The organism is Streptomyces sp. NPDC087440, assembly GCF_044744005.1.
GTDB lineage: Bacteria > Actinomycetota > Actinomycetes > Streptomycetales > Streptomycetaceae > Streptomyces.
In genome coordinates, this window is sequence record NZ_JBIUXN010000031.1 from 18,605 (window position 1) to 42,232 (window position 23,628).

Annotated in this window: 22 protein-coding genes and 3 pseudogenes; 16 read left to right on the forward strand and 9 right to left on the reverse strand. The window is 71.4% G+C overall.

Features of this window, described 5'->3' with window-relative positions; all coding sequences use genetic code 11:
- Positions 1 to 85: 85 nt before the first annotated feature.
- Together ACIO3O_RS39010 and ACIO3O_RS39015 are read left to right on the forward strand one after the other, a co-directional pair.
- A complete protein-coding gene (locus tag ACIO3O_RS39010) occupies positions 86 to 412 on the forward strand; it encodes a hypothetical protein (protein WP_401754480.1) in 327 nt (108 codons plus the stop codon).
- 232 nt (positions 413 to 644) lie between these two features.
- Positions 645 to 1,142, forward strand: a complete 498-nt coding sequence (locus ACIO3O_RS39015; RefSeq protein WP_401754483.1) for a MarR family winged helix-turn-helix transcriptional regulator — start codon at positions 645 to 647, stop codon at positions 1,140 to 1,142.
- Positions 1,143 to 1,677: 535 nt separating this feature from the next.
- On the opposite strand, the gene ACIO3O_RS39020 is transcribed toward ACIO3O_RS39015, so the two are convergent.
- Together ACIO3O_RS39020 and ACIO3O_RS39025 are read right to left on the reverse strand one after the other, a co-directional pair.
- Positions 1,678 to 4,695, reverse strand: a complete 3,018-nt coding sequence (locus tag ACIO3O_RS39020; RefSeq protein ID WP_401754486.1) for a LuxR C-terminal-related transcriptional regulator — start codon at positions 4,693 to 4,695, stop codon at positions 1,678 to 1,680.
- Positions 4,696 to 4,933: 238 nt separating this feature from the next.
- The gene (locus ACIO3O_RS39025; RefSeq protein ID WP_401754489.1) at positions 4,934 to 5,866 is read right to left on the reverse strand and encodes an alpha/beta hydrolase family protein; all 933 of its coding nucleotides are present in this window, start codon (positions 5,864 to 5,866) and stop codon (positions 4,934 to 4,936) included.
- 173 nt (positions 5,867 to 6,039) lie between these two features.
- On the opposite strand from ACIO3O_RS39025, the gene ACIO3O_RS39030 reads away from it, so the two are divergent.
- A complete protein-coding gene (locus ACIO3O_RS39030) occupies positions 6,040 to 6,408 on the forward strand; it encodes a hypothetical protein (RefSeq protein ID WP_401754492.1) in 369 nt (122 codons plus the stop codon).
- 59 nt (positions 6,409 to 6,467) lie between these two features.
- Here ACIO3O_RS39030 and ACIO3O_RS39035 read toward each other — a convergent pair whose 3' ends face one another.
- Positions 6,468 to 6,845 carry a DUF2267 domain-containing protein gene (locus ACIO3O_RS39035; protein WP_401754495.1) on the reverse strand — a complete coding sequence of 126 codons (378 nt, stop codon included), beginning with the start codon at positions 6,843 to 6,845 and terminating at the stop codon, positions 6,468 to 6,470.
- A 119-nt stretch (positions 6,846 to 6,964) separates the two neighbouring features.
- Complete coding sequence (locus ACIO3O_RS39040; protein ID WP_401754680.1) at positions 6,965 to 7,390, reverse strand: Hsp20/alpha crystallin family protein; 426 nt, start codon at positions 7,388 to 7,390, stop codon at positions 6,965 to 6,967.
- Positions 7,391 to 7,589: 199 nt separating this feature from the next.
- Between ACIO3O_RS39040 and ACIO3O_RS39045 the strand changes: the two genes are divergently transcribed.
- From ACIO3O_RS39045 to ACIO3O_RS39055, 3 genes are all read left to right on the forward strand, one after another.
- Positions 7,590 to 7,838 carry a hypothetical protein gene (locus tag ACIO3O_RS39045; protein WP_401754498.1) on the forward strand — a complete coding sequence of 83 codons (249 nt, stop codon included), beginning with the start codon at positions 7,590 to 7,592 and terminating at the stop codon, positions 7,836 to 7,838.
- 251 nt (positions 7,839 to 8,089) lie between these two features.
- Complete coding sequence (locus ACIO3O_RS39050; RefSeq protein WP_401754500.1) at positions 8,090 to 8,557, forward strand: terminase large subunit domain-containing protein; 468 nt, start codon at positions 8,090 to 8,092, stop codon at positions 8,555 to 8,557.
- Between the two features lie 45 nt (positions 8,558 to 8,602).
- Positions 8,603 to 10,117 (forward strand): FMN-binding glutamate synthase family protein, encoded by a 1,515-nt coding sequence (locus ACIO3O_RS39055; RefSeq protein ID WP_401754502.1) that lies wholly within the window; start codon positions 8,603 to 8,605, stop codon positions 10,115 to 10,117.
- A gap of 182 nt (positions 10,118 to 10,299) precedes the next feature.
- On the opposite strand, the gene ACIO3O_RS39060 is transcribed toward ACIO3O_RS39055, so the two are convergent.
- Positions 10,300 to 11,985 (reverse strand): acetolactate synthase large subunit, encoded by a 1,686-nt coding sequence (locus ACIO3O_RS39060; protein WP_401754505.1) that lies wholly within the window; start codon positions 11,983 to 11,985, stop codon positions 10,300 to 10,302.
- A gap of 275 nt (positions 11,986 to 12,260) precedes the next feature.
- On the opposite strand from ACIO3O_RS39060, the gene ACIO3O_RS39065 reads away from it, so the two are divergent.
- The 3 genes and pseudogenes from ACIO3O_RS39065 to ACIO3O_RS39075 all read left to right on the forward strand — a co-directional run.
- Complete coding sequence (locus tag ACIO3O_RS39065) at positions 12,261 to 12,437, forward strand: hypothetical protein (RefSeq protein WP_401754508.1); 177 nt, start codon at positions 12,261 to 12,263, stop codon at positions 12,435 to 12,437.
- Between the two features lie 300 nt (positions 12,438 to 12,737).
- On the forward strand, positions 12,738 to 13,916 hold the full coding sequence (locus ACIO3O_RS39070) for an acyl-CoA dehydrogenase family protein (RefSeq protein WP_401754511.1): 1,179 nt from the start codon (positions 12,738 to 12,740) through the stop codon (positions 13,914 to 13,916).
- Between the two features lie 42 nt (positions 13,917 to 13,958).
- Positions 13,959 to 14,331 (forward strand): annotated as a pseudogene (locus ACIO3O_RS39075) (IS630 family transposase); the annotation flags it as partial.
- 6 nt (positions 14,332 to 14,337) lie between these two features.
- On the opposite strand, the gene ACIO3O_RS39080 reads toward ACIO3O_RS39075, so the two are convergent.
- The 3 genes from ACIO3O_RS39080 to ACIO3O_RS39090 all read right to left on the reverse strand — a co-directional run bounded on the left by ACIO3O_RS39080 (position 14,338) and on the right by ACIO3O_RS39090 (position 16,405).
- Positions 14,338 to 15,123, reverse strand: coding sequence for a class I SAM-dependent methyltransferase (locus ACIO3O_RS39080; RefSeq protein WP_401754514.1), 786 nt, complete (start codon positions 15,121 to 15,123; stop codon positions 14,338 to 14,340).
- 343 nt (positions 15,124 to 15,466) lie between these two features.
- Positions 15,467 to 15,706 (reverse strand): DUF5133 domain-containing protein, encoded by a 240-nt coding sequence (locus ACIO3O_RS39085; protein ID WP_401754517.1) that lies wholly within the window; start codon positions 15,704 to 15,706, stop codon positions 15,467 to 15,469.
- 249 nt (positions 15,707 to 15,955) lie between these two features.
- Positions 15,956 to 16,405 carry an SRPBCC family protein gene (locus ACIO3O_RS39090; RefSeq protein WP_401754683.1) on the reverse strand — a complete coding sequence of 150 codons (450 nt, stop codon included), beginning with the start codon at positions 16,403 to 16,405 and terminating at the stop codon, positions 15,956 to 15,958.
- A 428-nt stretch (positions 16,406 to 16,833) separates the two neighbouring features.
- Here ACIO3O_RS39090 and ACIO3O_RS39095 point away from each other — a divergent pair.
- Together ACIO3O_RS39095 and ACIO3O_RS39100 are read left to right on the forward strand one after the other, a co-directional pair.
- Positions 16,834 to 17,091 (forward strand): annotated as a pseudogene (locus ACIO3O_RS39095) (helix-turn-helix domain-containing protein); the annotation flags it as partial.
- A pseudogene (locus tag ACIO3O_RS39100) lies at positions 17,070 to 17,621 on the forward strand (transposase); the annotation flags it as partial. The pseudogenes ACIO3O_RS39095 and ACIO3O_RS39100, both read left to right, overlap by 22 nt.
- Before the next feature lie 303 nt (positions 17,622 to 17,924).
- Here ACIO3O_RS39100 and ACIO3O_RS39105 read toward each other — a convergent pair.
- On the reverse strand, positions 17,925 to 18,164 hold the full coding sequence (locus tag ACIO3O_RS39105) for a hypothetical protein (protein ID WP_401754520.1): 240 nt from the start codon (positions 18,162 to 18,164) through the stop codon (positions 17,925 to 17,927).
- 360 nt (positions 18,165 to 18,524) lie between these two features.
- Here ACIO3O_RS39105 and ACIO3O_RS39110 point away from each other — a divergent pair, with 360 nt between their 5' ends.
- The 5 genes from ACIO3O_RS39110 to ACIO3O_RS39130 all read left to right on the forward strand — a co-directional run bounded on the left by ACIO3O_RS39110 (position 18,525) and on the right by ACIO3O_RS39130 (position 23,620).
- Complete coding sequence (locus tag ACIO3O_RS39110) at positions 18,525 to 18,785, forward strand: hypothetical protein (protein ID WP_401754527.1); 261 nt, start codon at positions 18,525 to 18,527, stop codon at positions 18,783 to 18,785.
- 815 nt (positions 18,786 to 19,600) lie between these two features.
- Positions 19,601 to 20,323, forward strand: coding sequence for a response regulator transcription factor (locus ACIO3O_RS39115; RefSeq protein ID WP_401754530.1), 723 nt, complete (start codon positions 19,601 to 19,603; stop codon positions 20,321 to 20,323).
- Positions 20,310 to 22,367 (forward strand): sensor histidine kinase, encoded by a 2,058-nt coding sequence (locus ACIO3O_RS39120; protein ID WP_401754532.1) that lies wholly within the window; start codon positions 20,310 to 20,312, stop codon positions 22,365 to 22,367. The genes ACIO3O_RS39115 and ACIO3O_RS39120 overlap by 14 nt, the downstream gene beginning before the upstream one ends.
- A 118-nt stretch (positions 22,368 to 22,485) precedes the next feature.
- A complete protein-coding gene (locus tag ACIO3O_RS39125; RefSeq protein WP_401754535.1) occupies positions 22,486 to 22,866 on the forward strand; it encodes a sortase-dependent protein in 381 nt (126 codons plus the stop codon).
- A gap of 112 nt (positions 22,867 to 22,978) precedes the next feature.
- Entirely contained in the window at positions 22,979 to 23,620 is a 642-nt protein-coding gene (locus ACIO3O_RS39130) for a class F sortase (RefSeq protein ID WP_401754538.1), read from the forward strand.
- Positions 23,621 to 23,628: the final 8 nt, after the last annotated feature.

Consider the following 23,628-nt stretch of genomic DNA (forward strand, 5'->3'; position numbering starts at 1 on the left):
GGGGTGCGCGGGTACGGCCACGACGGGCTGCCGCGGGGCGGGTTCAGGGGGCGGTGGGCGGTGGGCGGCCCGCAACGCGGTGTTCGTGGATCTGATGGTCCGTACGGGGATGCGGCTGTCGGAGCAGGCACAGCTCGCTGTGCTGGAAGTACCGGCCCGGGCGGGGGCGGGTGGCTATGAGCGGTTCTGGCTGCCGGGTGCGATTGCCAAGGGGTTCTCGGCCCGGTGGGTCTACGTTCCCCACAGTGCGGCCGGTGATCTTGCGGCGTATACGGAAGTGGATCGGGCCAAGGTGGTCGCGGATGCTCGGACGGCCGGGCGTTACCGGGCGTGGCGGCGGCCGCTGGTCATCGAGGACCCCTCGGACACACAGTGGGTGCGGGTGTCCGGCGGGGCGGGGTGCGGAGGGTGAGGCTGCGGGAGCCGGGACCTGCGGAGCGCCGGCGGGTGCTGGTGGAGGGCGTGGACGATGTGGAGCCTGCGATGTTCTGGCTCGGTGAGACGGGGCAGCCGTTGGCGGGGTCGACCTGCCCCACGCCTGCTGCCTCAGAACTCGCGCGCCGGTTCCTCCATACAGCGCGGTGATGGTCGCGAGAGGAGCTCGTTCTTGGACTTCCTGCCGATGCTCCGGGAGGCTGGCGATCATGAAGTTCCCGCAGCGCACTGCCGAGGAGGCGGACGTCATGGCGTACTCGCACGACGACGAGCAACTGGTGAACCAGCCGATCGGGTACTGGACCTGGGCAGCGAACAAGACGCTCACGGCATACGTCCGAGGGCGTCTCGCGGCGATCGGGATCACCCAGCCCCAGTGGTGGGTGCTGCACCAGGTATTGCACAGCGCAACCGGCGCGACGCGCGACGAGGTGATCACCGCCCAGCAGGCCAACCTGGACGTCGGCGCCGGGCTGGCCCCCGACATCGACCTCCTGGTGGAGCGGAAGCTGCTCGTGGAGGACGAGACCGGCCGACTCCGGATCACCGACGAGGGCCGGGCACTGCACCAGCGCGCGGGCGAGACCCAGCGGGCCAGCCGGGCGCTGGTCCACCGGGATGTCTCGGACGAGGAGTACCTGGTCACCCTGAAGGTGCTGCAGCGCATGCTGCGGAACGTGGGAGGGCAGCTGCCTCCGCCGGCTTGAACTTGAGCTCACGCTGCACGCATGCGCCCATCAGTGCCGAATATTCACATCACCTTCCCGGACGGCAGATTCCCTGCACCATCAAGGTCCCGTCGGGGGTGGGGCGTCGCGGCCCGCACCGCCCGGACTCCTGGTGCGCGCTGTCCATCAGGGACCCGGAGCGTGCGCGGCCGCAGCGCGGGCCACGGCGAGATCAGGGAGCAAGGTCAGGAACGGCGCGACGCCGGTCAACGTCAGCAGCCGCTCCAGCTGGGTGCCAAGCGGGCCGCGGCACCGAAGCCGCCGCCAACAGCCTACGACGCTGGGCCCTCCTCGACCTCACACCCCCCGCTCCGGCCGCGCCGCCCAGCACAGTCGGCTGGCCCGGCCCGCCGGGTGCCCGTGCCCGCACCTCCATACTCCAGGGCGGAATCACCCGGAGATCAGCCCTTGGTGGGCGAGGACCGCGACCAGCACGAGCAACGTGCAGAGCAGGCTCATGACGGTGTACGTCATGTATCCGATACCCGATCCGCGCCCGGCTTCTCACCGTGCTTCAGGCCTGCCGTCCCATCAGCCGTGCGAGTTCCGTGCGTGACCGGACGCCCAGCGCGGCGAACACGTTGCGCAGGTGGTGGTCGACCGTCCGGGGGCTCACCGAGAGGCGGACCGCCACCTCGCGGTTGGTGGCGCCCTCCGCCACATACCGGGCGATCCGATCCTGCTGCGGGGTCAGCACGGCCAATGGTGTCTTGCAGGTGCCGACCGCCTCCCCGGCGGCGCGCAGCTCCCCCGAGGCGCGCTCCGCCCAGACGCGGGCGGAGCAGCGCTCGAACGAGACCAGGGCGTCCCTCAGCGGGCCGCGGGCGTCCCGGGTGCGCCGACGACGGCGCAGCCACTGGCCGTACAGCAGTTGGGTGCGGCCGCGTTCGAAGTCGCCGCCCGCACGGTCGTGAAGGGCCAGTGCCTCCTCGTACCGCACGCACACCTCTTCCGGGGGTGCCAACAGGGCTCGGCAGCGCGCCAGTTGCGCGGGGGCCTGCGGGTCCGCGGTGCGCTCGGCCCACTGGGCGAACTCCGCCACAGCCGCCGAGGCGGCGCACGCGGCGCGAGCACCGGGAGCGCAGTCGGCCGGCTCGTGCGAGGCCCCGACCGGTCCGGACTCCGCGCGCCCGGAGAGCACGGCCGCCTCCACGTAACACGGCACGGCGAGCATCCGGACGGCGAAGTGGCCGCGGTGTGGTTTTGGTTGTACCAGCGGGGCGAGCCGGGCGAGCGCCTCGGCAGGGCGACCGTGGGACAGTTCCGCCCGGGCCAGCGCCCAGGTGGCGAGAGTGGCCGCCTGGACGAGACCGTGCGGAGCGGCGCCGGCCAGGGCCGCGTCGCAGTGCGTGGCGCAGACCGTGGCGTCTCCCTCCACCGACGCGACGAGCGCGAGCACAGCGTGCAGGTGGGCGGCCGTGTTCGACTGTCCCGTACGGCGGGCGGCCCGCATCCCCTCCGTCGCATGGGCCCGCGCCCGGGCGTGCCGGCCGGCCCGCAGCTCGGCGTGGGCCAGATGCTCGAAGGCCTTCGGCAACAGAACCTGGGAACCTGTCGACCGTACGGCGGCGAGGGCCCGCGCGCCGGTCCGGCAGGCCGCGTCGATGTCGCCGAGCACCAGCGCCGCGACGACAGCACGCAACAGTTCCTCGGGCGAACGAGGGCCCTTGGCCGTGTCGAGATGGCGCTGGAGCTGGGTGTGCCCTTCGGCGGTACGCCCGTCGAGGACCGCGCACATGCCCGCCCCGTAGTACGCGAGCGCAGGGTCGTCCGTGGCCGGTGGGATGCGTTGCATGGCGTCGAGGAAGGCAGGGGCCTCGCCCGTGGCCCACGCTGCTTCGGCCGCGCCGAGCAGGGCCTCCCGGGCGCGGCGCGGATCGTGCGCGAGGAGCAGGTCGGCTGCGGTGAGGAGGGCTTCGCGTGCGTCGGCGGCCGGTCCGTCGCGCAGCAGGAGCAGGCCTCGTACGCACTGTGCCGCACCGTGCGCGACGCGTACGTGGTGGGCAGCGCGTACACGGGCGTCGTGGTCGCGGGCCGCGTCATGTCCCTCGTCACGCCTCGAAGCCCCGCCCTCACCGGAAGCCGTGCGGTGAACGGACGCCTGACCCTGGCCCGAAACCCCGCCCTCGGCCGAACCCGCGCCACGACCGGACGCCGTACTGTCGTCACGGTTGAAGGGCCCGGCATGCTGCAGGGGCGCTGCGGGTACGGCAGGCGGGCCCAGTCGCGCCAGGAGGGCGCGGGAGCGGCCCGGGTCGCCGGCGAGGCGGGTCTGCTCGGCGGCCTCGGCGAAGCGTGCGGCACGCAGTGCGGCATCGGTGGTGAGGTCCGCGGCGTGGACGAGTGCTGCCGCGCGCTCGGCGTGCGGGCCCGGCTCTCCGGCGTACCTCGCGAGTTGCCCGGCGAGTACGTCGTCGGACCCGGAGGCCGCGCAGGCCCGCTGGACCAGCCGGGGCAGAGGCGGTGATCCGGGCCCCGAGAGCAGCGCGACGAACAGGGCGTGGGCTGCCCGGCGGTGTGCCGGGAGTGCGCTGTTCAACACCGCACGGCGCAGCAGCGGGTGGCGGAAGTGCACCCGGTCCCCCGCGCGGCGGAGGGCACCGGCCGTCGCGCCGGGAGAGGTCAGCGTCTGCTCCACGAGGTCGGCGCCGAGCCCGGCACCGGCCCCCGCGCGCAGGAGGAGCATCACGTCGGTTCCGGTGCCGTCGGGTTCGTGCTCGGCCGCGGCGGCCGTCAGCAGGAGCAGTGTTCTCGTCTGCGGTGACAGCCCGTCCAGAAGAGCGGCATGGGCCTCCAGCACACTCTCGCCGCCGGGCAGAGGATGCGGGAGCGGGTCGCACCCGGCCAGCTGGCCCGGGGTGAGGCACGCGGTGAGACCGGCGAGCAGGCGCGGATTGCCCGCGGCCTGCCTCATCAGCTCGGCCCGCACACAGGGGTCCACGCCGTCCGTGCCGTCGGTGAGCCGGTCCAGGAGGGCCGAGGCCGCGTCGTCGTCGAGGGGGCCGGGGCGCAGGACGGACAGCCCGGCGAACTCCGTTTCGTCGGCGGTGCTGACCACCAGGACGATACGGCTGTCCGCGCCGAGCCGTCTGGCGGCGAAGGCGAGTGCGGTGCGCGAGTCGCGGTCCCAGCAGTGGGCGTCGTCGACACAGACCACCAGCGGTTGTGTACGGGCGAGTTCACGCAGCAGGGCGAGCAGGGCGGTGGCGGTGAAGCCGGACCGCAGTACCTGCTCGGGCGCGATCGGCAGCGGCCCTGGTGCGGAACAGAGCAGCGCGTGCAGCCCACTGCGCGGCAGCAGCCGCTCACAGGGCGCTCCGGTGGCCTCCAGGACCGTTCCCGGGCGGTGTTCGGCGTGGTCGGCGAGGGCCTGGCGCAGGAGTGCCGTACGGCCCTGGCCGGGCGGGGCGGCCACCACCAGGGCACCCCCGCGCCCGGCGCCGCCGCGGACCAACAGGCTTTCCAGTACGGCGAGTTCATGGCTTCGGCCGAACAGCCGGAGCGGTGCGCGCGCGGTCGTGGAGGGGGTCACGCCGTCACGTTACTTCCGCGTAAAGAACTGCGGAAGACTCCCGTCCGCCCACGCGGCGGAGATCGGGGCACCGTCCCAACGCGGGTGGGTCCCGGCTGTGCGGCGGCACAGTCCGGACCCGCGCGAGGGGAACGCGGTTCTGCGCGCGACACCCCGGTCCAGGGCCACGCGGCGGGACCGACCGGCGGGTGAGGGGCCGGAGCCGTACTGCTCCGGCCCCTCCGTGTCCCGCCGCCCGTCACGAGGTGTGCGGGCAGTTCCCCCGGTACTCGGCGATCGCCAGGCTCGGCTGCGGCAGCGGGCACAGGAACTGCTCGTAGCGGGTGTCGTCGTCGATGAACCTCTTCAGCCAGGAAATGCTGTACTTGGCGATGGTGGTGTTGGAGGTGTTCGGAGTGAAGTGCGTGGCGCCGCGCAGTTCCAGGTACGCCTTGTCGAGCGAGCCGGGCAGCGAACCGTAGAACGGCTCCGAGTGCGTCGCCACGGGTGCGATCGTGTCGCCGTCCGCGCCGACGACCAGGGTGGGGGTGCGCAGTTCGGTCCAGGTCTTGTCGGTGTTCCAGCCGGTCAGCGGGATCGCGGCCTTCAGCGAGGTGCGGCTCTTCGCGGCCTCCAGGGTGCCGCCGCCGCCCATGGAGTGCCCCATCACCCCCAGCCGGGAGGTGTCGATCCGGCCGCGCACCGTGCTCTGCTGCGTCAAGTAGTCCAGTGCTGCGAGCAGTTGGCGTCCGCGGCTGGCGGGCTGGTCGGCGGTGGTGTTGGTGTCGATGGTGAAGACGACGAACCCCTGCGAGGCGAGCCGTGGGCCGAGCCAGGCGATGGACGACTGGGTCGCGGTGAAACCCGGGGAGATCGCGACCGCGCCGAACGTGCCCTCGGCGGTGGAGGTCGGGTAGTAGATGGTGCCGCCGCCGAATCCGCTGACGCTCAGCCGGGAGACGGACGTCTGCGTGGTGGCGAACGAGCCCCTGTTCGCTTCGATGCTCGACTGTGTGGGCGCCGGCCCCCGCTCGTACGGGTTCTCCGCCGCCTGCGCGCCGGGGATCGTCGCGGCCACCAGGGCCGCGCCCGCGAACACGCCGACGTACATGCTCGTGACGGTGCGGGAGAGCGTCAGGGACCGGCGGTGGCGGTGCGGGGAGGTTCCACCGGGGTGGAGGTGCTGCTGCATGGGGGTCCTCTCGTCGAGGGCGCGACCACGCCGGGCCGGGGACCGGAACCCGTCGTCCCACGGGTCCGGGCCCGCGTGGTGCCGCCGTTCTTCACTGGCAGCAGCCACTGTGGGGGCGCCGGTGGGCCGCGCACATCGGCGAGTTCACCGGTGTCGCCGCCCGGGGGCCCGGCGTGGGCCGGTCCGAGGTCTCCGCCGGTTCGAGGTCTCCGCCAGTTCGAGGTCTCCGCCGGTTCGACGCGGTCCTGCTGGCGGGTACGCCCCTGCCCGGGGCGGACGCGTACGGCGTGCGGGACGCGAAGGCCGACGAGCGGGCGGGCGGCCCGACCGATCCGCACGTCCTGCTCCTCGTCTCGGAGGCGTACCGGCACGGCAAGGCGATCGGCGGCCGGGCGGGAGCGGCACCGGTGCTGGAGGCGTCCGAAGTGTCGGAACTCGCACCGGGCGTGGTGCTGGGCGGGTCCGGCCCGGCGGTACGGGAGGAGATCACGGGACTGCTCTCCCAGCACCGGGTCCGGGAAAGGTTCCCCGCCGCGCTCTGACCTGCCGGGAATACGAACGTGCCCGCTCCCAGTGTGTTCTGGAGCGGGCACGCTCTGGCTCAGCCGCGGGGGGTGAGCTGGGCGATGCCGAACAGGAGGGCATATCCGTCGGGGAGGCCGTCCAGGATCCGCCGCACAAGGTCTGGCCCCGCCAGGCGTGCGATCTGCTGCAGGACGGATCCCGCGTCCCATCGGGCGGGCCCGTGCCCGGTGCCCCTGCGGGCAGCCAGCTCTTGGACGAACCCGTACCCCGTCACCGGCCGCGGCGCCGGAGGCCGAGAGCTGAAGGCCGCAGCTGCCTCACGGGGCAGCAGGGCCGCGAGTTCCCCGTACTCGTCACCCCCGATCTGGGCGCCCAGGCCTGCCAGCACAGCGAGCGTGACCCTCTCGGCATGGCCCGGGGAGGGGTAGAGGCCTTCGGCCTGCACGCGGCCCACGAGTTCCCCGAAGCCCCCTTCCCTCGTCTCTCCCGCCTGCCGGCGCACGCCTTGTATGCAGCTGTTCGGCCGGCGCGCGTCATCGGCGGAGCGACGGCGCTCCGGGGCGGCGGTGGCGCTCATGCGGGGATCTGGCGGGGCTTTTCACCGGTCCCGCTGATCGAGATCTTGCGCGGCTTGGCCTTCTCAGAGACCGGGATTCGCAGCGTGAGGACGCCTGCGTCGTAGCGGGCGTCGATCCGCTCGGTGTCGAGGGTGTCGCCAAGGATCAACTGCCGTGTGTGGGTTCCCGAGGCACGCTCGGAGGCGATCATCTCGGCACCGTCGGGCGCGGTGGAGCGACGCTCGACCCGCACCGTCAACACGTTGCGTTCGATGTCGAGGTCGATCGATTCGGGGACTGCGCCGGGGATGTCGAAGTGGACGACGAATTCCTCGCCCGCCCGGTACGCATCCATCGGCATGACTGCCGGGTGCTGGGCGGTCCCCCACACCTGCTGGGTCAGCCGGTCCAGTTCACGGAATGCGTCGGTACGCATGAGCATCACGGATCACTCCTCTTCTGTGTACGGTGCGATGCCCTACGCCCTCTTATATAGCTCACCACGTAGAAAGTTGACAAGCCTGCACTCAACTAAGTTCATGCGCAGTGTTCCTGACCACCCGACCTTCCTGACTTCCGCGCGACGAAAGGAGCACCCCTCCCAGTTCCCGGGCGTTGATCGACCGCCTACGTCCCCCGGCGTGCGATGGGAGCGGCTGTTCTTCACGGTCTACCGGGCGGCGATCCGCTCCGGGAATTACCAGGCGGTGGACCGTGCGGTACGGATCATCGAGCGCAGCAGTCGTCTCCTGGGACTCGACCGGCCGGTCCGTACGGAGCTGCCCGGGCCGGAGGGCGGTGCGGTGCAGGTCGGGACTGTGGGCCTGGCCGAGCTGGAACGCCTGATCGCCCTGACCGGGACCGCCGAGAGCGGGGATGCCGAAGGCTGATGAGGCTGCGGTCCTCGCCCTGCACCGGTCGCTTCCCGTGCACCAACACCGTCAGATAGCCGCAGCGTCCACCCCCGCACTCCGCGCCCAGCTCGTCCGCATCGAGCGCGAGCTGGCGATGGACCGCTCTCCCGGGGCGATGGCGTCGATTCTCGCCGAGGGCGGGGAGATGCAGGCCCCCGCACCTCGCGGAGATCGACGCCGCGTTCGGGCGGGTCGCCGCCGGGAAGCCGACGAAGCTCCTGCTGAGGATGCCCCCGCGGCACGGCAAGAGCCGCAGGGCCGCCCGTTGGGCGCCGCTCCGGTACCTGCGGCGGCGTCCGGAGCGCCAGGTGATGATCGCCTCGTACTCCTCTGAAGTGGCCGACGACCACGGCCGGTTGATCAGGGAAGCGATCCTCAACTACAGCCCTCAGCTCGGCATCAGCCTGCGCCCCAGCTCCTCGGCCGCGAACCGCTTCGACCTCGCCGGGACGGAGGGGGAAGCCGTTATGGCCGGTGTCGGAGGGGGTCTCACTGGCAAGGGCACCCACCTGGCCGTGGTGGACGACCCGATCAAGGACGCCGCCGAAGCGTCGTCGCCCACCGTGCGCAAGCGGCTGTGGGAGCACGGGCGGCGCGAACTGCTCGCGCCGCCCGCTTCCCCGACCGCTTCCCCGACCGCGCACAAGAGGAGAGCCGTCGCCGCCCTCCCGTGGCATTTCGCTGACGTGGGGTAGCCGGTCGTGGTGAGGTTCAGCCAGTCGAGGAGAGGAACGTCTTTCATGCGTGCTCGGAACATAGGCGCGTCAGCCGCCACGGCGTTGGCGCTGGTGGCCGCCCGCGACCTCGTGCAGAAGAAGCACGCACTGCTGAGGAACTTCCCCGTACTGGGGCACGCCAGGTACCTGCTGGAGAAGATCGGCCCCGAGCTGCGGCAGTACGTCGTGACGTCCAACGACGAGGAACGGCCCTTCAGCCGTGACCAGCGCAGCTGGATCTACGCGTCGGCGAAGGAGGAGAACAACTACTTCGGGTTCGGCACCGACAACGACGTCGAGCATGAGCAGGGTCACGCGTACGTGAAGCAGCGCACGTTCGCCGGTCGGCTGCCCGATCTGCACGACGCGCAGGCGCCGTTGCCCTCGGCAAAGGTGCTCGGCGGACCACGAGGCCGCGCGAAGGCGTTCCGTCCGGCGAGTGTCGTCAACATCTCGGCGATGAGCTTCGGCTCGCTGTCCGGCGCGGCCGTCACGGCACTCAACAAGGGTGCGGCGCTGGCCGGGACGATGCACAACACCGGCGAGGGCGGCCTGTCGCCCTACCACCTCAACGGTGGGGAACTCGTCCTCCAGATCGGTACGGCTTACTTCGGCTGCCGAAACGAGGACGGGACGTTCAACCTCGACAAACTCAAGTCCGTGGTCGCGAGCGGGCCCGTGAAGGCGATCGAGATCAAGCTCTCGCAGGGTGCGAAGCCGGGGCTCGGCGGCATGCTGCCGGGTGCGAAGGTGACTGACGAGATCGCCGGGATCCGCGACATCCCCGCGGGCAAGGACTGCGCGTCGCCGTCGCGGCACACCGCGTTCCACGACGTGGACTCGATGCTTGACTTCGTGGAACTGCTCGCCACGGAGACCGGACTGCCCGTCGGGATCAAGAGTGCCGTCGGGGAAATGGGCTTCTGGGAGGAACTCGCCACCCTGATGGAGCGAGGTGATCGAGGGGTCGACTTCGTGACCGTCGACGGAGGCGAGGGCGGCACCGGGGCTGCTCCCCTGATCTTCGCCGACTCGGTGTCCCTGCCGTTCCGCATGGGCTTCTCCCGCGTCTACAGCGTGTTCGCCGAGCGCGGGCTGACCGACGACATCACCTTCATCGGCTCCGGCAAGCTCGGCCTGCCCGAGAACGCCGTCGTCGCGTTCGCCCTCGGCGTCGACATGGTCAACGTGGCCCGTGAGGCGATGCTGTCCATCGGCTGCATCCAGGCGCAGAAGTGCCACACCGACGCGTGCCCCACCGGCATCGCCACCCAGAACCCGTGGCTGACGCGCGGCATCGACGCACCCTCGAAGGCCGTCCGGGCCGCGGGCTACCTGCGCACCCTGCGCAGGGAGTTGATGAGGGTCTCGGGCGCCGTCGGCGTCGCCCATCCCTCGCTCATCACCCCCACCGACATCGACATCCTCAACGGCGACTACGACGCCCGCACCCTGGCGAGCGTCTACGGCTACAAGGACGGCTGGGGCTCGCTCGGCCCCAAGCTCGCCGATGAGATCACCGAGCTGCTCACCGCCTGAACACGTCCTTCCCCCCCCGTCCGGTATGCGGAGATACGACTGAGGCCTGATCAGCACGCGACGGCACGAGTTCGCGCAGTCCTGCCCGGCGCGGTCCTCGGGGCGGGACGCTGCGCGCGAGGCGAGACAGCGGCCCGGGCGGCGCGGCCCGAACGGAAGTCGGGCCGCGCCGCGCGGGCGGGTCAGAGCGCCGAGTCGAGGTGCCCGAGGTGCTCGATGAGGTTCATGTTCTCGGCGTAATCCACCGGGCAGTTGATGATCGACACGCCCGGGTCCGCCAGTGCCTCACGGAGCGTCGGCAGCAGGTCCCCGGCGGACTCGATGTGGTAGCCCTTCGCGCCGAAGCTGCGGGCGTACTGGACGATGTCCGGGTTGCCGAAGTCGGTGTTGGAGTTCTCCCCGACCTCCAGGTCCATCTTCCACTTGATGAGCCCGTAGCCGTTGTCCTCCCAGATCAGCACGGTCAGCGGGATGTTCTCGCGGACAGCCGTCTCGATCTCCTGGGAGTGCATGAGGAACGAGCCGTCGCCGACCGCCGCCAGCACCTTCGTCTGCGGCCTGGCGAGCTGGACCGCGAGCGCGCCGGGCAGCGCGAAGCCCATGGTGGACAAGCCGTTGGAGATGAGGCAGGTGTTCGGCGCGTACGTCGGGTAGAGCCGGGCCATCCACATCTTCAGCGCGCCGGTGTCGACCAGCACGATGTCGTCGCGACCGAGCGCGGCGCGGGTGTCGGCAATGATGCGCTGCGGGGCGAGCGGGTAGCGCTCGTCCGCGGCGCCCTGCTCGAGTTCCTTGGCCAGCAGCGCGCGGGTGGCCGTGGCGTCCTCGTCGTCGACGGTCCAGCGCAGGCCGTCGAGTGCGGTGGCGAGGGCGTCGAGGGAGGCGGAGATGTCGCCGATGATGCCGACATCGACCGAATAGCTGTCGTCCACCTCCGCCGGGAAGCGGTGGATGTGGATGATCTTCTTGTCGCCGTCCGGGTTTATCCGGGACGGGTCGAACTCCTGCAGCTCGTAGCCGACGGCGATGATGACGTCGGCCTCCTCGAACCCGAAGTTGGTGTAGTCGCGCCGCATGAAGCCGAACGTGCCGGTCGCGCACGGGTGGTCGTCGGGCAGGACGCCCTTGCCGTGGAAGGTGGTCGCCGTCGACACGTCGAGTGCGGTGGCGAACGCCGCCAGCGACTCCTCGGCGCCGCCGCGCGCCGCGCCGTGTCCGGCGAGGATCACCGGCCGGCGGGCCTGACGCAGCAGCTCCGCCGCCCGCTTGATCTGCTCCGGGGACGGCGCCTCGGGCTGCACGACGTTCCTGCGCAGCGGGCGCAGGTCCGAGCCGTCCGTCGCCTCGTCGACGTCCTCGGGCACGGCGAGGTAGACGGCACCGGGCCGCTCGGACTCCGCGGTCTTGAACGCGCGCCGCACCATCTCCGGGATGGCCCGGGTGGCCGGGACGTTCGCCGACCACTTCGTGACCGGCGCGAACATGCTCACCAGGTCCACGAACTGGTGGGACTCCTTGTAGTTGCGCTCCTTGCCGACCTGCGCGGTGATCGCGACGACGGGCGTGCTGTTCGTCATGGCGTCGGCGACGCCCAGCATCAGGTTGATCGCGCCGGGCCCCAACGTCGCGGACATCACGCCCGCCGAGCCGGTGAGCCGGCCGTGCATCTCCGCCATGAAGGACGCGGCCTGCTCGTGCCGGGTGAGGATGTAGCGGATCTTCTCCGAGCGGGCGAGGGCGTTGGTGAAACGGATGTTCTCCTCGCCGGGTATGCCGAACACCACCTCGACGCCCTCGTTCTCCAGGCAGCGCACCAGGAGTTCGGCCGCTCCGTCGGGGTTCTGCTTCTGGTGCTCGGCGTCGCTCACGCTGATCGTGTCCTCTCCCGGGTTTCGGCCGCGCCGATGGGCGGACCGGTCAGTCGTCTACCCCGGCCCACCGCTCGGACGCCTGCGAACCGGGTCTTACGAGCCAGACCCTCGGATTCTCGATCGCCGCCCGGCGTTCCTCGTCGTCAGAGACCGCGACCGGGGTCTGGTGGGTGCTGGACGCCACTCCAGAGCATCCGTGCTGCTCAGGCCACCGGTTGGCCACACACCGATACGACTTCAGGGTGTTGTAGGAACGTCAATTCGACGGCCTTGTGCAGGACACCACGCCCACCGCCGTGCGGGACTGGCGAATCGGCGGCATCGACATCGAGGCGGGGCAGAGGGGCATCGCCTTGTTCGCGGCGGCCAACCGCGCCCCGGCCGCCTTCGCGTGGCCGGACGACCTGGTGCTCGACCGCTCCCCGAACCGTCTCCTCGGCTACGGGTGATGGGCCGCGCTCCTACATCGGGACTCCTGCATCGGGACGCCGGTCGCCCAGGCGGGCCTGCGCGCCCTGGTCGCGGCCCTGGCCGGGCACTCCGCCCGCCTGGAGGCCGCGGGCGACGGAGGGCGGCGGCGTACCGCGACCCTGCGGGCCTTCGACTCGCTGCCTGCCCGCTGTCCTCCTTCCGCCGTTGCCGGGGGAACCCGGGCAACGTCCACCGGGCGGGGCCGGTCCTGGAGAGTCCTCGTGGGGCAGGCTCCATGCACAATTGACGTCGATCATGACGGGGCGCATCGTGGGCGGATGACCGCCAGCGTTTCCACAACCACCGCCGTGATCAAGAGCGCCGAGGCACTGCAGAAGGCCCGCTCCCTGAGCCCGTTGCTGCGCACACACGCCCCCGACTGCGAGGCCGAGCGCCGGCTCACCGAGCCCGTCGTTGCGGCGCTGGCCGAGGCGGGCATGTTCAAGCTCTGGCTGCCCGCCCGCTACGGCGGGACACAGGCCGGAGCACGCGTACTGGTCGAGGTGGTGGCCGCGCTCGCCGAAGGAGACGGGTCAGCAGCCTGGCTGACCTCGCACATGGCTGCCGGTACCTGGATGGCAGCACGGTTCCCCGAACCCGCGCGCAGCGAGCTCCTGGGATGCCCGGACGTCAGGATCACCGGGGTCCTCGCACCAAGTGCCCAGGCCCGGCCGGTTCCCGGCGGGTGGCGCGTCACCGGGCGCTGGCCCTACAACTCGGGCGGTTCCCTGTCCACGCACGTCATGCTCGGCTGTTTGCTCACCGACGACGCCGGCCGGACCGCCGGGCAGGCGCTGTGCGCGATCCCCGCAGGCGACCTCACGTTCGAGGACACCTGGCACGTACTGGGCATGCGCGCCACCGCGAGCAGCACAGCGACGGCAACGGACCTGTTCGTCCCCGAAAGCCGAGTGGTTCGCATGCAGGAGCTGTTCGGGCCGCTCGACCAGGATGCCGGGGCGCCGGTCGCGCCCGTCCTGCTGCTGGCGCTCCTCAGCCCGCAGCTCGGTATGGGCCGAGCCGCGCTCGCTCACGTCCTGGCCCACGCGTCGGAGAAACCTGTCGCGGGCACGTACTACGACACGCAGGCGGAATCGGTTGCCTTCCAGCTGCACGTGGCCGAGGCCGCCGTGAAGATCGAAACCGCAGAGGCCCTCGCCCTGCGGGTCGCCGACGAACTCGACGCGGCGACCGAGAGCGGCACCCCTCTCGCCTTCGCGGACCGGGCCAGGGCACGGGCACTGGTCTGCCGCGCCGTCACGGAAGTCGTGGACGCCATCGCGCTCCTGGCCACCGCCCATGGATCCGGCGGCTTCGCCGACTCCAGCCCCTTCCAGCGGATCTGGCGCGACGTGAACATGGCCGCCCGGCACGTGAACGCCTCCCCCGCGGTCGCCCACGAGACGTACGGAAAATCCTTGCTCGGCCGCCCCGAACGAGCCGCACGCATCGTCTGATCGACGCCGGGCACCGCTGCTCCCCAGCCTGAGCCGCATCCGATCGCAGCCATTTGGTCGGGGGTGGTCGACGACATCAGCCACGAGGGCTTTGGGGTCCTGGTCCGCGAGGAGGGCGTCTCCTTTCAACGCGTGAAGACCTGAAAGCTCTCGAACGACCCGATTACGCCCCGAAGAAGGCCCGAGTCGAGCACCTCTAAGCGATCGCCGACGGCGAGGCCGTCCCGGAGTAAGGCGAGCCCGAAGTCATCTTCTGCAGGGACGAGTTCGGCCCGCTCAACCTCCAGCCCCACCCCGGACGCCAGTGGGCCGAGCGCGGTGGCGAGCACAAGTGCCCTGGTCGCGAGCCACGGCCCCGACGCGTGCGACCCATACCCGCCTGTGCGGTGTCCGGCACTTGTTCGCCGCCTACGACGAGGGACTACACGAAGTCGTGAACAGGGCGAACGTCGCCTGAGGCAGCCGCACCCCGACGGAACAATGCGGTCCACAGGAAAGTCACGCCGAACAACGCTGAATCGGGAGGCTCCTCCCGCATACGGCGCAGTTGCACCTCCACCAGGTCGGAGAAGATCCAGCGCAGTGATTCGGGCGTGTAGGCCAGGCCACCCTGCAGATCATGCTGGCGGTAGAGGTCCGCGTCGGCGAGATCCGACCCCATGCCCTGCTCGCCCGCGGCGAAGCTGGTGAGCGCGAGATGGCCGCCGGGGGCCAGGACGCGGTCGAGAAGGGCCAGGTAGCTGACCCGGCGGTGGGGCGGCAGGTGGTGGAAGCACCCTGAGTCGACGACCAGGTCGTACGGACCGCTCAACTCCGCGGCAGGGAGGGCAAAAGCGTCACCGCACAGGAAGTGGACGTCGACCTCAGCCGCGCGAGCCCGGTCCTCGCCCCAGGCGACGGCCACCGGGGAGAGGTCGACGGCGTCCACCTCGAATCCGCGCGAGGCGAGGTACAGGGCATTGCGGCCGGCCCCGCACCCCAGGTCCAGGGCCCGGCCGGGAGCGATCAGCCCCTGGTCGAGGTAGGCGGCCACGTTCTCGTCCGGCTTCGACACGAAGAAGGGGACCGGCCTTGACCGGTCGGTGTAGAAGCGGTCCCAGAAGTCCTTGCCGTCGCCCGTGGCCAAACGGTCGGCCTCGGATTCAGATGCGAAGAGCCCGTCCAAGAGCGCGAGAACATCCTCGACAGTGCGTACGGTCCGGTCCATCCGGCCCCCTTTCGATCGTGGTCGACCATAGGAGCGAGGATGATAAAAGACCAGGTCAGGCGCCATATGGCGACGACTGAAATGGGCTGCTGCGAGCCCGGAGGACACCGGCGAGCAACCCCACTCCAGCCCGGGCCCAGCGTCCGCTCAACCACCCGTCAGAAGCCAGGACGAGCCCTTTCAGGGCTCCGGCGAGGGCACCATTTTGACGAGTTTCCCAGCGGTGTTACAGGGCGAACGTTCTCTGATGCGGCTCTCGGTCTGCGAGGACCACCAGGCCCGTGTCCGACAGTGCTCCGCAGTCCCTGCGTGGAGGGTCGGCTCTGCTCAACGGCGTGCCGGGTCAGGCTGCCAGTGCGGACGAGTCCTTCCCCGCGGCCGGGCCGGTGTGCCGTTCAAGAATCTGGTCCGCCGCCGCCAGAGCGTCCTCGACGCGGGCGGTGCCGGTCAGCACGCACAGCGTGTACGACACATCCTCCAGAGCGCGGAGAGCCGCTGCGTCCGGCTGCTGCTCAACCGCGACGCGGGCCTGTGCGTAGCGGGCGAGTAGCGGGCGCAGGACCTGGGAGGTGGGGGTGATCATGACAGGCTGCCTTTCGCGCGCAGGGGGGACAGGGTACCGGGGGGAAGAAACACGGTGTCCTGCTTCTGAGTTGCCCTGCTGCTGGGTTTCATGCGTCTCGCCTGTCCTGCTTCGTCGCAGCAGGACAGGGGTGGTGTGGCAGGTTGGCGCATGGCGCAGCCCCCGCGCTGGTGGGTGCGGGGGCTGCGCCGGGTTGTCTGCGGTTGCGGGTGGGTGGTGTGGTGTTGGGGTGTGGTCTCACCGGTGGCCTCAGATCTGGCCGCGCCAGGCACCGGTCTCCTGTCCGCGGTCCTCGATGAACGTCTTGAACCGCTTCAGGTCTCCGGTGATCTGCCGTTTCACGACGCCGAGCTTGTCGCCGACGTTCTCCGCGAGCCCCTCGGGGTCGTAGTCGAGCTGGAGCATGACCTTCGTGCGTTTGTCGTCCAGGCGGTGGAAGGTGACCACACCCGCCTGCTTCACCTCATCCCCCAGCGACTTCCACGCCACCCGTTCATCGGGGATCTGCTCGGTGACCTCCGCGTCGAACTCCCGGCTCACTCCACCGATCTTCGTCACCCAGTGCGTCAGCTTCGCCGAGCGCTGCTCGATCCGCTCCACACCGTCCATGAACTTCGGGAACGACTCGAACTGCGTCCACTGGTCATACACGGTACGCACCGGCACATCGACCTCGACGGACTCCTCGACCTTCGACACAGCCACATCATCCTTCCTCATCGCCTTCCGCCCGGCAGGAACACCAGACGGAACCCATCCGGAGGGGGAGCCTCCGAGCCTGCTGCGATGCGCGTGCCCACCACGGCGATGTTCATGACCCGCGAGACACAACCCGCTCACACATGACCACATCGCTGCACCTCGGACGGCAACAGACACCCCGCGCCATGACACAGAGAAGGAGGCCGAGATCCGAGCGCTGCGCGTGACAGCAGGCCCCTGACGGATCTCATGCGTGAGACCGGGGCACCCTGCGCAGACCATCCCCGGCTGCCACAAGGCGCCCCTGTTCCGACCTGTTTCCAGAGCCGCGAGAGCTGGCTCTGCTGCCCGCACCAGGAGCTCTAAGCAATCTTGGTGAGTTATGGCGGCGGTTGAGGCACCGGGATCTCGTGCCCAATGAGCGGATGTGGCTGGAGTGCGTGCGGCTCGCGGCCCGGGGCCGGACCTCGCCCGCGATCGCGTCCCTTGTGGAAAGGCACGTGGTCACGGTGCGCAAGGCCCTGCACCGATTCCTCAGCGGAGGGTTCGAAGCTCTGGCGGATGCGCCGCGTCCGGGGAGCCCGCCGCGCTGGACGCGCGAAGACCTGGACGCGTTGGAAGAGATGCTGGTCGACTCCGCGGCTCGGGTATCACTTGGACGCTGCCGGCGCTGGCTGAGTGGCTGCACCGTGAGCGCGGAGTCAGGCTTCACTCGTCCTGGTTGTCAGTGCTGCTGCATCGGGACAAATTTCGCTGGAAACGAACTCGTGACAGCGTTCGACCAGGCCGACCCGGACCTCCCAGCCGCCGCAGGGAGGCGGCTGGAGAGTCTGCGGCTGCGGTCCGAAGCCGGTGTCGAGGATTTGTACTACCTGGGCGAGTGTGGGTTTCCCCGACCCGGCCGACCGGATACACATGGGCCCGTACCGGGACCCGGGTCGTGGTGAAGCGCGAGGACACCAAGTACCGACGGGTCAACGTGTTCGTCTGCACCCGCATCGCCCGTCTGCCCGGCGGCGCCGACCGCCTGGCCCAGCCACTGTGCGGCTTCACGCGGCACCGGCCCTGCACCCTCGTGCTGGACAACGCTTCCATCCACCGCGGCGACGTCTTTCAGGGCCGCCGCAAGGAACTGGCGGCCATCGGAGTCCAATTGTTCGATCTACCGCCCAGATCGCCGGAGCTGAACCGGATCGAAGGTGTGTGGCGCTCGGTGAAGTACCAGGACCTGTCCTTGACGGGGGCGTTCGTCATTTCGGTCGACGATCTCCCGTACCCCGTTGCGGACGGGCCGGTAGTGGCAGCCGCCTCCGGCGAACTGGGCGCCCTCCGGGCGCGCAACAGGCCCCGGCGGAGTGGCTGTCACGGCCATGACGCCCGGGGCGGCTTCGGCGTTGGGGAATGCGGCGCGGACCTCGACCGGGCCGCACCGCTGCCCTCCGCGCCGGTCAGGAGCGCGGGGCGAGGAGCGTGCCGCGAGAACACGCCACGTGGCACCGCTCCCGGTCGCGCTCGCTCAGTACCGGACCCACAGGACGTACACATCGGGCCGCGACGGGCTGAAAGGCTCGCAGAAGTAGAGCGCGCCCCAGATGTGGCGGCCCGCCTTGCCCGCCGCGTCGCACTCGGCGAGCGAGGCGTGGTGGCTGCGCTGATAGAAGCCGGGCGGGGCAGCTTCGGCAGTGCCGGAGAAACCGAGAGTGAGCAGTGCCCCGGCGAGGATGGTGGCTGCGGCGGCTGCGAAGCGGCGGTACATGGCATCTCCTCCTGGAACGCCGGGTCGCCCCGGCGAAGTACGTGACGATGCGTGCTGTCCACAATCGTGCGGAGTGTGCGGGAAGTACCGGCTGCGCAACCGGGACGAACTTATCCGCCTTGCCCAGGCCCGCACAATAGGTCTAGGCCAATCTTTACGGTGCCGGAACCGACGGCGCGCGACGCAGCGGCAGCGTTTCCGTGCGAGGGTTCCGCGATTCAGCCGAATAAGGAGGCGTTCCACCCGTTTGAAATCAGTTCGCACTGGTCAGGGGCCATACCCGGGCGAAGGCTGGCCCATGGTTTCGGCGGTTGGGCAGGGGCGCCCGTGCCAGGCGGTGGAGAGGAGCGTTGACCTGACATGTCCGCACATGAAGAGGCTCTGCGCCAGGCGACTTCGCGCTGCCAGGAAGTCGAACACGCCCTTGACGACGCCCGGTCCCGCTATCACACCGCACAGGCCGCCGCCGCCCGGGCCGACTCGGAGCGCCATCGCGCGCAACGCGAGGCCGTCCGCTCGGAAGTCGTGCTCCTCGCGACGCTGGCACAGCAGGATGCCGCCGTCGCCGCCCTCACCGCCGTACTGGAGACGCGCCTTCCGCACGTGGCGGATTCCGCCTAGGGCCTGTACGTACAGGCCTCCCAGCAGGACGTCACGGATGGCGGCCGGGCGAACTGTCGGCGCGACGGGCCATCGTGACGGTCGGCCAACTGCCCGCCGACATGGACGCAGTGGGCCCGTCCCACCTGCACAGCGACCACGGGAACCAGGTCGCACGGCGTGGCCACGACCGATCGCTGCCGGTGCTCACCACACCGCACGCGGCACGCCGTCTGCGCCGGTGGCAGGGGTTCGGCGGGGCCGAGGAGATGCCGACCTGGCACAGCCGCACCGTCTCCGGGCGCGAGTGCCGGGTGAAGGTGACGGCGCTGCCCGGACGGCATGCGGGCGGCGCGCTGCGGGCGCTGATGCCTCCGATCATGGGCAGCCTGCTGGAGTTCGGCCCGGCCGACGGTCCGGCTGAGCTCAGCCTGTACCTCTCGGGCGACACCCTGTCGCTGCCGCCGGTCGTCGGCTCCGTCGCCCGGCGCTGCCGAGACCTGGACGCCTGTGGATGGACGGCACCCAAGGCGCCTCCTTCGCCGCACAGTTGCCCCTCGCTGGGTGATGCCGGTGCACTACGAGGAGTATCGGGCGATGAAGTCACCGCTCGGCGACTTCTTCCTCGGCGCCGCCGGGGAACGCGAGGTGCTCGACCGGATCGTGGTGTGCGAGCGCGGCGGCTACGTCGTCCTGCGTCCCGGCCGCCCGCCGACCGGTGACCGAGCCACCGGACGGTGGAAGGCACCACGATCCCGAACGCACCGGGCCGGGGCACCCGTGACAGGTGTGCCCTCGAGGCGGGGCGGCGGCCGGGCCCGACTACGATCGGCCCCGTGTGCGCTCATGTGATCATCGCCGAGGACGACGAGAAGCAGGCCGAGCTCCTGTACCGCTACCTGGAACGCGAGGGGCATCGGGTCACCGCAGTCGCCGACGGTCTCGCCGCCCTGGAGGCCGTCCGGCAGGGTGAGCCCGACCTGCTCGTGCTGGACGTGATGATGCCCCGGGCCGACGGGCTGGACGTGGTCCGCGTACTGCGGGCCGAGCAGCGGGAGCTGCCCGTACTGATGCTGACGGCCCGTTCCACCGAGGACGACCTGCTGATCGGCCTCGACCTCGGTGCGGACGACTACGTCACCAAGCCCTACAGCCCACGCGAGCTGATGGCCAGGGTACGCACCCTGCTCCGCCGCACCCGCCGTCCGGTTTCCGAGGCCCCCGACGAGGACGTGCTCCGGGTGGGCTCCCTCGTGGTCGACACCGCCCGGCACACGGTGTCGGTGGACGGCCGTACGGTGGACTGCACGCCCGGCGAATTCCGGGTGCTCGGCGCGCTCGCCGCCGCACCCGACCGGGTCTTCTCACGGCAGCAGCTCCTGGCCGAACTGCACGGGTTCGACCGGTACATCAGCGTCCGCACCGTCGACATGCACGTCATGAACCTGCGGAAGAAGATAGAGCCCGCACCGAGACGTCCCGCCCGGCTGCTCACCGTGTTCGGCGTCGGCTACAAGCTGACGGACCCTCAGAAGGACGCGGGCCGTGCGCTTTCGTAGGAGGCGGGCGACGGAAACGGACGCGGCCCCGCGCAACCGGCTGCCGTTGCGCAAGAGCCTGCTGGGGCGGCTGTTGGCCGTCTCGGCGCTGGTGGCGGCCTGCTCGGTGGCGGCCACCGCCTGGCTCGCCGTACAGACGACGTCGGGTGCCATCCGCCAGGAACAGGGGCAGAACCTCGCCGCCGACGCCCGCATCCACCACAGCCTCCTGGGGTACGCGGCCACCCACACCACGTGGGACGGCGTCGAGGGAACCGTGCGCGACCTCGCGGCGCGGTCCGGCCGCCGGATCGCGCTGACCACCGAGCACAGGACGCCGCTCGCCGACTCGTCGGACGCGCGCGCACGGCTCGCCCTGCCCGCCCAGGCGTCGGCCGTCGTCGACCCGCTCTCCGTGGACACCGCGCTCGCGGCGCGGGACGAGCAGGACCCGGCGCGGGCGGGCGGCTCGGCGGACCGCATCGATCCGCGGGCCGTCGGCCCGTTCCGGCTGCCACCGGCGGAGCTGCGGGAGCTGCGCCGCCTCGCCGATCGCGTGGTGTCCTGCCTGAGCTCCGCCGGGATCGCCTCCGACGTCGTGGCGGACCCGGGCGGCAGGCCCGGGGTCCGGCTCGTCGGCAGCGATCCCGGCCGCCTGGAGGGCTCCCGCTGTTCTTCCGGAGCCCTCAACGCCCCCACCTCGACCGAGCGCACAGCACTCGCCGCCCTCAACCAGCTCTCCGACGCCTGTCTGAAACGCCAGGGCCGCCCCGCCGTACCCCTCAACCGAGACCTGACCTGGGGCCAGGGGCCGTCCCCCGACACGGTGGCGATCCCTCCGGCCCCGGTGCCCTCGACCCCGCCCTCCGCCTCGCTCCCGCCCCGCACCGAACCGTCGGCCTCCCCGGCCGTCAAAGCCCCGCACGACGCCGACAGCGACCGGGCCGTCGCCTCCTGCGTCGGAACCGCCCGCCGCGAGCAGCTCGGCGCGTACGTCGCCCCGCCCGCGCTGCTGTTCATCGGTGACAGCGGCACCGCCACCGTGCCGGGTTTCGACCTCTCCCCGGCGAACACCGCCAAGATCGCCGGTGTCACCGCCCTCGTGCTGGCCCTGACCGTCGGCGCTTCGGTGCTCGCGGGCGTGCGGCTCGTACGGCCGCTGCAGGCGCTGACGGGCGCCGCCCAGCGGATGCGTGAGGGCGCGGAGTCCGCTCCGGTACGGGTCGCCGCCGACGACGAACTCGGCCGCCTGGCTGCCGCGTTCAACGACATGGCCGCGCACCGCGCCCGGCTGGAGGCCCAGCGCAAGGCCATGGTCAGCGACGTCGCACACGAGCTGCGCACCCCCCTGAGCAACATCCGGGGCTGGCTGGAGGCCGCCCAGGACGGGGTGGCCGACCCCGACGCGGCGTTCATCGCCTCGCTGCACGAGGAGGCCGTGCAGCTCCAGCACATCATCGACGATCTTCAGGACCTCGCCCAGGCGGACGCGGGGGCGCTGCGGCTGCGCCTCGAACCGGTGCGGACCGGTGAACTGCTCGCACAGGTCGCCGCCGCGCACCAGGCCCTCGCGGAGACGGCCGGGGTCGCGCTGCGCGTGGACCCACCGGCCGAGGACCTCCCCGTGCCCGTCCTCGCGGCCGACCCCGTACGGCTGCGCCAGGCAGTCGGCAACCTCGTCTCCAACGCGGTGCGGCACACCCCCGGCGGCGGGCACGTCACCCTGCGCGCCCGGTGTCCGGAACCAGGTGACGCGGTCCTGCTGGAGGTCGCCGACGCCGGGACCGGCATCCCGGCCGAGGACCTGCCGCACGTCTTCGAGCGCTTCTGGCGTGCGGAGAAGTCCCGCAGCCGCCGCACGGGCGGCAGCGGGCTCGGTCTCGCGATCGTACGGAAACTGACGGAGGCGCACGGAGGGACAGTGTCCGCGGTGAGCACTCCCGGCGAGGGCTCGGTGTTCACTCTCCGGCTGCCGGTCTCCCGCACCGGCCCGGGCGGTCCGGTTCCCCCGCCGGCCCCGGGCAGCCCGTCTCGCCCCGTGACTGCCGACGGCTTGATCCGATGACGACAGCGTCCTGACAGGTTCCTCACAACTCCGCGCCAGCCTGGCGGCACGCCTCGCGGTGCGGTACGCGTCCGTACCCGCCCCGCCGTCGAGGCCGATCAGGAACGGAGCCTCATCCATGTCGTCGCTTCACCTCAGCAAGCCGCTGCGCCGCGTTGTCCTCACCGCCGTCGCGGTGGGCGCGGTCTGCCTTCCGGCCGCCCCGGCCTTCGCCACCACGACGCCGTCGCCCGCACCTTCGGTGTCGGCCCCGGCGACCGCGACTCCCGCCCCCTCTGCATCGCCCGCGGACCAGAGCCCCAGCAGCGCACCGGCTCCCGACCGTTCGGCGCCCGCCGTGAAGGCGCCGCGCGGCGGGGTGGCCGCCGGTGAGCAGCCCGCCACCGAGCCCGCAGACGGTACGACCGCCGCCGGGTCGGCCGCCGGTGCCGCACTGCTCGTCGCGGGCGCCGCAACGGTGGTGCTGCGCCGCAGGTCCACCGTACGGAACAACGGCTGACCCGCCTTCGGCCGACGGTCGGTGGAAGCGACGTCCCGTCAGGAACGCCCGCCCCACCGGCCGTCGGCCTCCGCCGTTCCCGTCCTCATCGCCGCTGGAGGAGCCACCCACCGTGTTCCGTACGTTCCCGACTCACCGCCCCCGCGCGCTGACCGCTCTCGCCTGCCTGTTCCTGGCCACGTCCGCCACCGTGTCCGGATGTGCCGCGCAGCGCGATGCCCCGCACACCGGCGACCGCCCGGCGAGCGCCGCCGAAGCCGTCCCGGGGGCGAGCCCCGCGTCACCGGCGACGCCCGACACCGGTGCGCATTCCCGGCCTCCGGTGCACCTGTCCATCCCGTCCCTCGGCGTGCGCAGCGAGATCATGCGGCTGGGCCTCAACGCGGACGGGACGGTCGAAGTGCCGCCCGCCGACAAGGGCATGACCACCGGCTGGTACTCCGGCGGCCCGGTCCCGGGCGCCCCGGGACCCGCCGTACTGATCGGCCACAACGCGACCCGCGAGGGGCGCGCCGTGTTCCACGGCCTGAAGCGGATCGCCCAGGGCGCCGACATCGCCGTCCGCGACGAACGCGGCACGGTGGTGCACTTCGAGGTCACGGGCCGCGAGACAGTACGCAAGAACGCGTTTCCCACCGAGCGGGTGTACGGGGCCACGCGGGACCGGGCGCTGCGGCTGATCACCTGCGACGGCGCGTTCGACGCGCAGGGCCACCCGGTGGACAACCTCATCGTGTACGCACGCAGGGCGTGACGGGCGGC

What these genes read in the sequence shown, in the direction of transcription:
- ACIO3O_RS39125 (WP_401754535.1), top strand. Translation starts at nt 22,486, where the DNA reads ATGTCGTCGCTTCACCTCAGCAAGCCGCTGCGCCGCGTTGTCCTCACC.
- ACIO3O_RS39055 (WP_401754502.1), top strand. Translation starts at nt 8,603, where the DNA reads ATGCGTGCTCGGAACATAGGCGCGTCAGCCGCCACGGCGTTGGCGCTG.
- ACIO3O_RS39025 (WP_401754489.1), bottom strand. Translation starts at nt 5,866, where the DNA reads ATGCAGCAGCACCTCCACCCCGGTGGAACCTCCCCGCACCGCCACCGC.
- ACIO3O_RS39015 (WP_401754483.1), top strand. Translation starts at nt 645, where the DNA reads ATGAAGTTCCCGCAGCGCACTGCCGAGGAGGCGGACGTCATGGCGTAC.
- ACIO3O_RS39105 (WP_401754520.1), bottom strand. Translation starts at nt 18,164, where the DNA reads ATGTACCGCCGCTTCGCAGCCGCCGCAGCCACCATCCTCGCCGGGGCA.
- ACIO3O_RS39070 (WP_401754511.1), top strand. Translation starts at nt 12,738, where the DNA reads ATGACCGCCAGCGTTTCCACAACCACCGCCGTGATCAAGAGCGCCGAG.
- ACIO3O_RS39080 (WP_401754514.1), bottom strand. Translation starts at nt 15,123, where the DNA reads ATGGACCGGACCGTACGCACTGTCGAGGATGTTCTCGCGCTCTTGGAC.
- ACIO3O_RS39110 (WP_401754527.1), top strand. Translation starts at nt 18,525, where the DNA reads ATGTCCGCACATGAAGAGGCTCTGCGCCAGGCGACTTCGCGCTGCCAG.
- ACIO3O_RS39085 (WP_401754517.1), bottom strand. Translation starts at nt 15,706, where the DNA reads ATGATCACCCCCACCTCCCAGGTCCTGCGCCCGCTACTCGCCCGCTAC.
- ACIO3O_RS39040 (WP_401754680.1), bottom strand. Translation starts at nt 7,390, where the DNA reads ATGCTCATGCGTACCGACGCATTCCGTGAACTGGACCGGCTGACCCAG.
- ACIO3O_RS39050 (WP_401754500.1), top strand. Translation starts at nt 8,090, where the DNA reads ATGCCCCCGCGGCACGGCAAGAGCCGCAGGGCCGCCCGTTGGGCGCCG.